The 9,569-nt window shown below is 61.9% G+C and carries 8 protein-coding genes and 3 pseudogenes; 6 read left to right on the top strand and 5 right to left on the bottom strand.

Annotated elements, in window-relative coordinates; translation table 11 throughout:
* On the top strand, window positions 1-200 hold a 200-nt coding region (locus tag AC2VOP_RS07550), incomplete at its 5' end, for a type II toxin-antitoxin system PemK/MazF family toxin (RefSeq protein ID WP_486960386.1).
* A gap of 464 nt (window positions 201-664) precedes the next feature.
* Here the strand turns inward: AC2VOP_RS07550 and AC2VOP_RS07545 are convergent.
* Window positions 665-1,960 carry a hypothetical protein gene (locus tag AC2VOP_RS07545; RefSeq protein WP_486960385.1) on the bottom strand — a complete coding sequence of 432 codons (1,296 nt, stop codon included), beginning with the start codon at window positions 1,958-1,960 and terminating at the stop codon, window positions 665-667.
* A gap of 407 nt (window positions 1,961-2,367) precedes the next feature.
* On the opposite strand from AC2VOP_RS07545, the pseudogene AC2VOP_RS07540 reads away from it, so the two are divergent.
* Together AC2VOP_RS07540 and AC2VOP_RS07535 are read left to right on the top strand one after the other, a co-directional pair.
* A pseudogene (locus tag AC2VOP_RS07540) lies at window positions 2,368-2,513 on the top strand (limonene-1,2-epoxide hydrolase family protein); the annotation flags it as partial.
* Window positions 2,514-2,707: 194 nt separating this feature from the next.
* Window positions 2,708-3,805, top strand: coding sequence for a hypothetical protein (locus AC2VOP_RS07535; protein WP_486960384.1), 1,098 nt, complete (start codon window positions 2,708-2,710; stop codon window positions 3,803-3,805).
* A gap of 82 nt (window positions 3,806-3,887) precedes the next feature.
* On the opposite strand, the gene AC2VOP_RS07530 is transcribed toward AC2VOP_RS07535, so the two are convergent.
* Window positions 3,888-4,565 (bottom strand): hypothetical protein, encoded by a 678-nt coding sequence (locus tag AC2VOP_RS07530; protein WP_486960383.1) that lies wholly within the window; start codon window positions 4,563-4,565, stop codon window positions 3,888-3,890.
* Window positions 4,566-4,637: 72 nt separating this feature from the next.
* On the opposite strand from AC2VOP_RS07530, the pseudogene AC2VOP_RS07525 reads away from it, so the two are divergent.
* From AC2VOP_RS07525 to AC2VOP_RS07515, 3 genes and pseudogenes are all read left to right on the top strand, one after another.
* Window positions 4,638-4,881 (top strand): annotated as a pseudogene (locus AC2VOP_RS07525) (dehydrogenase); the annotation flags it as partial.
* Between the two features lie 244 nt (window positions 4,882-5,125).
* Entirely contained in the window at window positions 5,126-5,467 is a 342-nt protein-coding gene (locus tag AC2VOP_RS07520) for an antitoxin Xre/MbcA/ParS toxin-binding domain-containing protein (RefSeq protein WP_486960382.1), read from the top strand.
* Window positions 5,464-6,024: an RES family NAD+ phosphorylase gene (locus AC2VOP_RS07515; protein ID WP_486960381.1), complete on the top strand. Its 561-nt coding sequence runs from the start codon at window positions 5,464-5,466 to the stop codon at window positions 6,022-6,024. Before AC2VOP_RS07520 ends, AC2VOP_RS07515 begins: the two co-directional genes overlap by 4 nt.
* A gap of 68 nt (window positions 6,025-6,092) precedes the next feature.
* Here AC2VOP_RS07515 and AC2VOP_RS07510 read toward each other — a convergent pair.
* From AC2VOP_RS07510 to AC2VOP_RS07500, 3 genes and pseudogenes are all read right to left on the bottom strand, one after another.
* Window positions 6,093-7,553 (bottom strand): annotated as a pseudogene (locus AC2VOP_RS07510) (Fis family transcriptional regulator).
* The gene (locus AC2VOP_RS07505) at window positions 7,531-7,893 is read right to left on the bottom strand and encodes a helix-turn-helix domain-containing protein (protein WP_486960380.1); all 363 of its coding nucleotides are present in this window, start codon (window positions 7,891-7,893) and stop codon (window positions 7,531-7,533) included. The pseudogene AC2VOP_RS07510 and the gene AC2VOP_RS07505 overlap by 23 nt, the downstream one beginning before the upstream one ends.
* Window positions 7,886-9,004 (bottom strand): tyrosine-type recombinase/integrase, encoded by a 1,119-nt coding sequence (locus tag AC2VOP_RS07500; RefSeq protein WP_486960379.1) that lies wholly within the window; start codon window positions 9,002-9,004, stop codon window positions 7,886-7,888. The genes AC2VOP_RS07505 and AC2VOP_RS07500 overlap by 8 nt, the downstream gene beginning before the upstream one ends.
* Window positions 9,005-9,569: the final 565 nt, after the last annotated feature.

The following is a 9,569-nucleotide window of genomic DNA, read 5'->3' as shown; positions in this document are numbered from 1 at the left end:
CCTCCAACACGGCCCTGGCGACGATGCCTGGCAACGTATTCTTGCCCGCAACCGCAACAGGGCTCCCGCGTGATTCGGTTGTCAACGTCACGGCGCTTGTCACGCTGAACAAGACTGACCTCACCGATCGAGTAGGAAATGTGCCGCCGAGTCTGATGCACGAGGTCGAGCGCGGGCTTCGTCGGGTGCTGGACCTCTAAGCTCCCGAAAGCCACTGCGACACAATGTAACTCGCAAGAGTTTTACCGGTACCGGTGCGTGTTCGGCAGGTGCGAGTTCAGCACCACCTACAGTCCATCGACGACCTTGCTGCCGAACCAGGCTGCGGGAGGGTCACACCGCGTCGATGCGGCCCTGGTCAACGCTGGGGCCGACCAGATCCGGCGGAAGCGATTTCTGCTACAGGGTGCTCGTACATGGCCTGACCCTGTAAACCGGCCCACTTCCGGGCCGAATGTGTGTGAACCACTTTTCGAAGTACCTCGCCATCACGGTCATCACCGTCGTCGCACTAGTGCTGATGTTCTCCGTGTTCGTCGTGATCAATACCGGCGCGACGGACGGCCTCATCGCGGTCGGCCAGATGGTCGCCCTGATCGTCGAAGCCTTCATGCCGTGACGTGCGCAATACGACAATCAGCTTGGTCGCCGCCCCTTGAGCAGATCAGGATGCTTCCCTGGTGGCGTCGATGACCTCGCGTAACACATTGAGCATGTCGACCTTCTCGACGGGGATGACGATCGGGTCGCCCTCGAACACGTCGCCGTAGCCCTGGGCGGTCGCGGTGTATGTGACGGTTACGTTGCTCATCTCGCATTCGGGATCGACTACGAGGACAACCTCGTCGCCGTAGTCGTCGCTTCGCCATTCGGGATGTGGCCGCAACTGGCGCAACGTAATCGTGACTTCCAGGTCTCCGTCGTCGTTGTGTCGCCACTCGATCGGGTAGTCGGCGGCAGGAGCCAACTTGGGCATTGGCATGGTGTAGTAGAGCGGGTCCCTACTCGGAACGTAGCTCGGGTCCTGGACCTTGAGCAGTTCGAAGTCGTCTCGATCCTCCCAGTCGACCCCCCGTGCGCCGTGGAAGGTCAGGATCACTTGCACATCGTTCAGGAAGCTCTTCGCCAAGTTCTTGATCCGGAATCGAAGTCCGGCCCATGCGATGCCAGCGAGGTAGTCCATGCAGGACGGCCATCGAGCCTCCAGAGCCGCCCGATACTCCGCGACCTTGGTCGCGATCTGCTCGTCGGTCAGCGGCTCCGGTGGTGGTGGCGGCTCGCTCATGCCGGGGATCTTCGGCAAGAAGTTCGCCGCGTCGTACTGGCTCGCGATGGAGTCGAGCAGCCCGCTGTCAGCGATGATGTTGCGCACCCCGAGGGCAGCGTCCCATGGCCTGGCGGTGGCTTCCCGCTGTCGCTTCTCCCGTTCTGCGCGGACGCGTGCATGCCCGGCGTCGGACTGCTTCCGGATCCGATCTTCCTCGATGGACACGTAGCGTTCGAACACCTCGGCATCGTCGTCGAAGGCATGAGCGGTGCCGACCACCGACGCGTCGATGAGCATCGGCGGCGGCCCAGCGACGATGTCGAGGAACTCTTCGCGGGTCTGCGCGTACTCCGGTTTGTTGAGCATCTCGGTAACGCGCAGCAGGTGGAAGATGTCGACCTTCAGTTCTGGATCCAGTTGTTCCCAGGCCTCGCGATCCGCCAGGGTGATCTCCTGGTTGGTGACGAACGCGATGCCAACGGCACCAAGCCGTTTCGCGCCCTTCATGTCCTTCTCAAGCTTCCGCTTGATCGTGGCCGGTGTCTTTTGGCCCAAGGGAAAGTAGGCGGCCATCACCCAGATTTCGCCATCCCGTTCACATTTGGCATCTCCACCGCCGTCGGGGCCTCCGTGCGTATGCGCCGGATCAATGCGGGTGTAGCTATCGGCGGCGATCACTTGCCATGCGAGCATCTCGGACTTCGCCTGGCCACCGGTCCAATCACGCAACCTGTGCCAAGTCTCGTCGTACCGATTCCGTCGAACAGCGGACACGGCTTACCTCAGTTCCGGATGCGGTCGAATTCGCCGACTCGCCGTCCGGCTCCTTCTGCGGAGCGGAACTGTCTGGTGCTACCGTCAACCTTGCATCGACCAAATGCGATTGACGTGAACCCCGACTGGCGGGCCGAACCCCCGGTCGGGGTTTCGTCACATCACAGACCAAACGTTACCGCCGCCGGCGGACGACGGCCGGTATGTAGCGGCCGCCTTCCTTAGCGTGTCGCCGCCCGATTCCGATGAGGTGCAACACTGGCCCCACTGGCCCACTGGCCCCACCGGCACCACCGAGTCGATCATCGGTGGCCGATTCCAAGCACTTTTGGGTCTGCGGCGTATTCGAAGTACACAACGGCAGATCACGTTGTGGCGTGACTGCTTCGACGTGGTGGACATGATTAGAGGAACGGCTCGAGGATGGGCAGCGATTGCGATTCCCTCGCTACGACACGATCTCAAGAGATAGCTCCCGTGTCTCCACAAACATCGCGCACCGAAACACATTGTACTGCAATGTAACTCGCGACCTTTAGCTGGCAGCGGTGCGTGCTCAGCAGGTGCGAGTCGGATCGAGAGTGTGGGTGACACTTGGCGCGATGGCCCCGTCGCGGGGCTGCTGCCGTAGCTCTGGTGCAGCCGAAAATTATGTGACGTTGTCGGATGCTGGTCGTAGGCTCGGCGGTTGTGGTGCTTCCTGTGGACGCCGAGGACTATGAGCGGCGTGTTGCTGTCGCGACCGAGGCCGTCGACAAGTTCGCCGATCAACTTGTCGGCGAACTCGATGAGCAAAATGGCGGATTCGCTTGGTGGGCTGGCTACAGCGACTGGAAAACACTGACCATCCTGTCCGACTATCTGATTCAACTGGTTCAGGGCGTCGGTGAATCGATGTTGGCGGCGTCACTGGCCGCCAAGACGCACCGCGAGAAGGTCACGGCGGAGGATTACGCCTTCAAGCAGGCGGCGAAACAGGGAACTTCGCCGTTTCCGCTGGACGCGCAGGGAAGGAGGCGCGCTCTTGCGATCACCGAGTCCGCCGAATCGTGTGTGTTCCACCTCGGGCAGGCGCTCGATCGGCTCGCTGTCGCCGTCTTTATCGTCGGCGGATTCGAGATCAACGACGCGATGAAGCTGGATTGGACCCAGATCGAAGATGCCGCCACCGAACTGCCCAACGGCTCGACAAGAGATCGCTATCAACCTGTGGGCTCTCCCGGCCGCCCTGTCCAGGATGCGCTGGTGGCGCCGGTGTTGAACTGGCAACCGCTAGGGCCAGATGACTGGTTCCCCTGGATGCGGGACACGCGCAACGGAATGACGCACCGCGCTGGCGCGAAGAAGATAGTTCTGACCACTACGGACAACAAGATCGCGCGGGTGTTCTTCAGGCAACCGCGGTGGAGCGAGCTGCAGTCACTCGTTTATGGCGGGAAACCACCGAACAGGTCGTTCTACGGTACTTACGTGATGTCCGCGTCCGAGGATGTTCTCGACGGGCTGTGTGAATCCACAGCCAAACTGATCGAGGCGATGATCGGGGCGATGACTACGTGTTGGGTGGCCCGCCAAGCGAACCCGCAGATGATCGTTCAGCATGGGAAGCAGTGGCGAATGGTCGAGCCTGTCGAGCCGATGTGGAACTTCCCTGGTTACGGCGCGATCACGCCGCGGGCGACGCAGATGGCATTGAACCCTTCCGATGCTCGGCGGTGGAAGGCTGGCCGCGTCATGGACGACCGACGACGGGACTGGTACTAGTCTGCTGCCGCTTCACCGCCGCCCGTCAACGGCAGCATCGCGCTCTAGCGGTTCGAGACCGCACCAGCTCAGACCATTCGAGCTAGGAAGCCTGCTGTTGCTCATGGTGGATCTCGTCTACCAGGGTGTGCAGAGTGCGTGTCCCGAGCTTGCGCACGTCGTCGCTGAGGTAGTGCTCGTTGACGCGTTCGCGGAGCTGAATCGCCTCGGTAAGCCGGTCGATCTCCATCGCCCCGCGCCACGGCGCCGGGCGGGCGAGCATATCGGCGACTTCATGCGAACGAGAGTGAAGGTAGTGTGCGCGTCGGTCGTCGAGCGGACCAGTCACGCTGTTGCGGCACGAACCGAGACGACACCCGATACGAGTACGAATGTCGGTGTGGTGCAACAGCTGTCTCGCGGCCTTGGCTGACACGGTGGCTCCAAGTCGGGGCAGGTAGATCCCGGCTGTGGCTCCGCCGCTTTGATCCTTATCCGGGTCGGGAGCCTGCCGGTAGCGGGCGACCGTCTGCGCGTGGTTGACCTTCTCCAGCATGCCCACACCCACCGAGTAGGCATCGGCGTGACCCAGGGCCAGCGCCGCGCGGCCGATGTTGCCGGACAACCCCAGCGTGACGGTGATGCCGTGCTCGCGGAACTGGTCGAGAACGGCGAAGGCCCTCCGGATCTTGCGGATGCCTTCGTCGTCGCCACCGAACGGGGATAAGCGAACCTCGACATCACGAATGCGTGCGCCGGCGTACTCCGAAGCCAGGTCCACGTTGAGGCGACCGATCGCCGTGGTGGCGATCGTAAGTACGGCGCGGGTGGGCTTGTCATCGCCGACGGCTAAGCACGTGCGCTCGGCAAGATCAATGTTGAGGCGTGCGGTGCGCTCGTTGGTGACGTAGAAGTGTGGGGCCGTGACGTGCGTGACGATCGACGGGTGTTTGTCGAGGGTCTTGCCGATCAGTTCGGCGCGTGCCGCCGCGTCGCGCGATAGGGCATCCGTGTCGTAGGGCTGACCGTTCCATAGAGGGAACTTCTCGAGCCCGAAGCCAGGGGCGGCAAGGCGCTCCGCTGCTGGTTCCCAGTAGACATCTAGACCCGCGTCGACTGCGGCTGCGGCAGCGTCGTGCTGGTGACGCGCGGCCTTGGTGTCTAGCGTGATCGCGGTAGTGCCGGCGTGCTCGCGGGACAGGAAGTCCTCGACCGGTTTGTGATCACCCGGCCCGAGCCGAAACTGAATGCCCATCGTCGTGGAAGTTCCTCTCGCATCGAGGCCTCGTTTCGTGTCATAATACATGACAGATCCGTAGACAAAAGGAAGACAGGCTGCACATGGGAGTAAACGCGCTCGCCTCGACCGTGTCGGGTGCGATCGAGCGCTTGGGATTGACCTACGAGGAAGTCGGTGACATCGTCGATGCCTCCCCGCGGTCCGTGGCGCGATGGACCGCAGGTCAGGTGGTTCCCCAACGTCTCAACAAGCAACGACTTATCGAGCTGGCCTATGTCGCCGACGCCCTCGCGGAAGTGCTGCCGCGTGACCAGGCAAACGTGTGGATGTTTTCGCCGAATCGACTACTGGAACACCGCAAGCCTGCCGACCTCGTGCGAGACGGCGAGTACCAACGCGTGTTGGCACTCATCGACGCGATGGCGGAGGGAGTGTTCGTGTGAGCGATGCCCTCGATGAAGGGCTCGTCCAGCGTATCGACGCACGCGGAACAACTGAGTGGTCGGGAACCTGCTACCGGTATACCGGCGCGCACCGTGACGCCTTATCCGGAGAGGGGGCGCGCAGATTCGGAGGCAGGTGGAATCCACCGCTACTCTTTCCGGCGATCTATCTTGCTGATTCCACCCAAGCCTGCATGGTTGAGGTGGAACGGGTCGCGCAAGCGGCTTCAACGACCGCACAGAAGATGCTCGAGGTGGCCTACCGACTACACACGATCGAAGTAACAGGCCTGGCCGTCCTCGATCTGACAACCTCGCAAGCTCGGGAAGCTGTGGGGCTCGAGAACGACGACATCTACGGCGATGACTGGTCAGGGTGCCAGGCGGTCGGACATGCGGCGTGGTTCTTGCACATGCAAGGTGTCCTCGTGCCCGCGGCGGGCGGTGTCGGCCTCGTTGTCACCGCGTATGAACAACGAACTCGGCCGGGCCAACTACAACTGCGACAAAGCGTCGACCTGACGCCTGCGCTTTACCAGGAGCTCCGGCCTACCTAGCTGGCCCGCTTGGCGCAGAGAAAGATGCCGCAGGCCATGGTCATCGCGAGGAGCCGTCATCATCGGGATCACTCATCGAGTCGAGTGGCGATGTACCGCGCATACGTTGATCCGGACGCCCGGGCGTGGGCTTCTAGCGTTTGTGGACTGTAGCCCAATGTCTCGGCGAGAATCGCGATCGGCGTGGTCTGTGTCAGTTCATTGAGAGTGCCCAACCGGGCCTCAAGCGCCGCGAGAACCGATCGTAGGTAGTTGCGGAGATGCGTCGGCGTGACGTGCCGGCCGGGCGTGTAGCCGCGAAATACCCAGGGCGAGTTGCGGTGTGCTGCGGTTTGGCTGTTGTAGTTGCTAGCGGCCAGCGTGCGGACGGGTTCATCGAGAGGTGGTGGGAGATGAATCGGTAGGCCGGCCAGATCGATGGTCACCGTATCGGCCGTGATCGTTATTTGTTCCCAGGTGAGGGCGGCGACGTCTTCGGCGCGTTGGGCGAACACGATAATCAGGATCGCGGCGAGTCAGTCGCGTGGATGAAGCGTCTGCTGGTGTGCGACCTGTTCGATGACGGCGTTCTGTTGTGCGATCGGCATCCGTGGTGCGGTGCCGCGGCGGTGCGGCGTCACTTCTAGACCCGAGGGAATGAGCTTGGCTTTGATGGCCCATCGGATGAACCGCAGGATGTGCTCGCGGGTGGTGGGCCCGCTTGATTGCCAGAGATCGATGTGGGCTTGGGTTAACTGGTCGACGGTGGCGTCGTGCTCGGCGGCCAGCCAGTTGCAGAACTCGATCGTGACGGTGAGGGTTTGTTTGGCTCGCAGGAACGCTGAGTCGGTGACCGTGCTCATCGATCGCAGTCTCTTCTCCAAGCTCCATCGGATGAACCGGGCGACTACTTTTCGGTGCTCTTCGGTGGTGATCCGCTGTTGAGCCGCGACCGCCCAGGATTGGAATCTCGCCAGTCTCTCGTCACGTGACGGAAGGACGTCGTGCTCGACGAGCAGGTTGCGCATGTAGTCGGTCGTGCGGCCCGCTGGCAGTTGGTCAAACACCTCATGGGTGAGGGTGGGGTGGCGGGCCAGCTCACGCAGAACCGATTGGACGTGGGATTGGCGGATCCATGTCAGGCCACTGTTGGGGCGGTGCATCGCGGTGAGCGCATCGGCGATGATTTGCAGCTGCGGTGCGATCACGCCGGTGTCGGGGTTGGTGAGCAATTACTGGGCTGTCTCTTCGAGCACACAGCGTTGGCACCGTCCACCGCTGTAGAGTTCGGCTTCCGCGCCGCAGCCGATGCAGTCGACATTGAGCTTGACGCCGCTGCAGCGCCGGCAGGCGGGGAGGTCATCGATGATGCCGGGCAGTACGCCTTCGTGCCCGCAGGCACAGATTCCCATCGTTCGTTTGGCCGCCTGGTAGCAGTATCCGCAGATCGATCCGTCGGGCCAGTTGGCAACCAGTTCGTGATGGCCGTTGCATCGGGCGCATCCGATGGGCCAGCGCTGTGGGTCCTCAGGTTTGCGTGGACGGGCCACCGTCGTCCTGGACGATTCGAACTCGCTTGGCTACCGGGTTCCCGGGCGTTACGCCTAGATCGCGTTGGTGCGGCGCGTTGGCTGATGCGGCGGCCTGCATCTCGACGTACGGCTCGAATAAGTCGTTCGGAGTGCAGTCAAAGATGTCGCAGAGCGCGGCGAAGGTCCGCGACGGAATCCGTTGGGGTTCACCGGTGACCAGGCGGTAGACCTGCGCGTCGGAGAGGTTGATGCCCCGTGAGCGCAGCAGCGGCCGCAATTCGGTTGACTTCCATAGGTTGTGGGCCGCCATCACCCGCCGCAGATGCCAATGAAAGCCGATACGTCGCTGCTCAGCCACCGGAGTCCTCCATCCGGAGTCGTCGAGTAATCATCTGTTGAACCACCCGTTGTTTGAAGTCCGACGACACCGAGGTGTACAGCGACGTCGTGGACGCGTAGGCATGCCCGAGCTGCTGCTGGACGAACAACGGGTCATAACCCGCCTCCAGCAGATGCGTGGTGTAAGAATGCCGAAGCGCATGCAGGCTCAACTCCGCGGGCAGACCCGCCAGCTGTCGAAATGTCGTGAAGGACCGTCCGAGAGCGCGCAGCGTCAATCTGCCGCCGCGCTCACTTGGCCACAACGCGGGGGAGCGGTCAGCCGTGCTGAACAGCTCGCGTCCCTCGGCGCACCAATACTGCAAAAGGTCAACGGCCCAAGCGAATTCCGGCGAGGTGAGCACTGTTCGCCGGCGTGGGCCGGAGCCCTTGGTTCCTTTGGCCCACCGAACGGTCAGTGCGCCGTAGTTGCCGTAGCCGGGGACGTGTGGATTGGGCCCGAAGTCGGTCAGGTCCAACATGACCAGTTCGCGGCGTCGAAGCCCGTATGCGTATCCGATCTTGAACGCGATCGAGTCACGCAGAGCGGTGCGCCAGCGTTTGGATCCTGTGCGGTGTGCGTCGTCGACGAAGTCGTCCACCGCATCGAACAGATGTTGCAACTCAGGCTTGGTGAACGCTCGCCGTCTCGGCGGGACTGCATCGTCGGTGGTGTGTTGTGGGGTGTTCCACTCGAAGCAAATCTGAGATGGGACATCGCCGAACTGCTTCTCGCAGAACGCAACCCATCCGTATCGGCTGTCACTGACATAACTACAGAACATCGAAATCGTGTTGCTGTACGAACGCAGTGTTGACAATGCGATCGGCGAATCCTGTGACCGCAGATCCGCCAGGAATTGATCAACATCAAGTGGACGCCAGTGCCACGGATACTCGTTGGTGAACTCGACAAACCGGGACACGACGCCACACCGGCCCTTGATGGTGTCGGTCGCCAGGCCGCGTGCGAGCATCTGGGCACGCCATCCATCGACCATCGCGTTGAAGACGATTTCGTCTGCTCGAAGCAGCGAGACATCATCGCGACGCAGAACGTGTGGAATGAAGCCGGGCAGCTCATCAGCCATGTCGGCGGCCATCTAAAGAGCGGCCAGCGGGCACCTTCGGGTCCGTTGCGGATCTAACGGCCGACTCTACGGATTGGTTGGAAAGCCATGCGCCCCAGGGTAATTCGTCACAGTGACGTATTGCTGGCGGTGCGGGGAGAGGGAGAGGGTCTGGTCGATCACCGGCTACACGGCCGGCCGCCGGGGGTTCGCTCAAGGTTTCACCTAACACGCGAATCATTCACTAAGTGATTGAACCCTACGACAACCTCGGCTGACGCACAACATATTCGGCGGGAACTGGACGGTGCCGAAGCGCCCGCAGGACCTTGCGTCCTTTCTCAGTGATTCTGCTCCGTGCTGGTCAGCGGGTCGCAGCGGCGCAGATCGACTGAGAAAATCAGCCAATCGCCAAGGGGTGCGAGTCTTTTCATCTAATGCAACTCGCTACCTTTAAGTACCGATAAGCAACATTATGTCAGGTAAACGTCGCCGTTTTGATCCGCTGAATCATGTTGCATCCGAAGTGACCCTCGCCTGCCGTCTAGGGTCGATTTGGCCAAAGCGCCTCGACACCAACGGCTTA

Source organism: Mycobacterium sp. TH-M106, assembly GCF_057473765.1.
Note: the sequence above shows the minus strand (reverse complement) of the source record. Positions and strands in the feature narration are given on the sequence as shown.

Coding starts and splice junctions, on each gene's coding strand:
- AC2VOP_RS07500 (WP_486960379.1), bottom strand. CDS start 9,004: ATGGCTGATGAGCTGCCCGGCTTCATTCCACACGTTCTGCGTCGCGAT.
- AC2VOP_RS07545 (WP_486960385.1), bottom strand. CDS start 1,960: ATGCTCGCATGGCAAGTGATCGCCGCCGATAGCTACACCCGCATTGAT.
- AC2VOP_RS07535 (WP_486960384.1), top strand. CDS start 2,708: ATGCTGGTCGTAGGCTCGGCGGTTGTGGTGCTTCCTGTGGACGCCGAG.
- AC2VOP_RS07520 (WP_486960382.1), top strand. CDS start 5,126: ATGGGAGTAAACGCGCTCGCCTCGACCGTGTCGGGTGCGATCGAGCGC.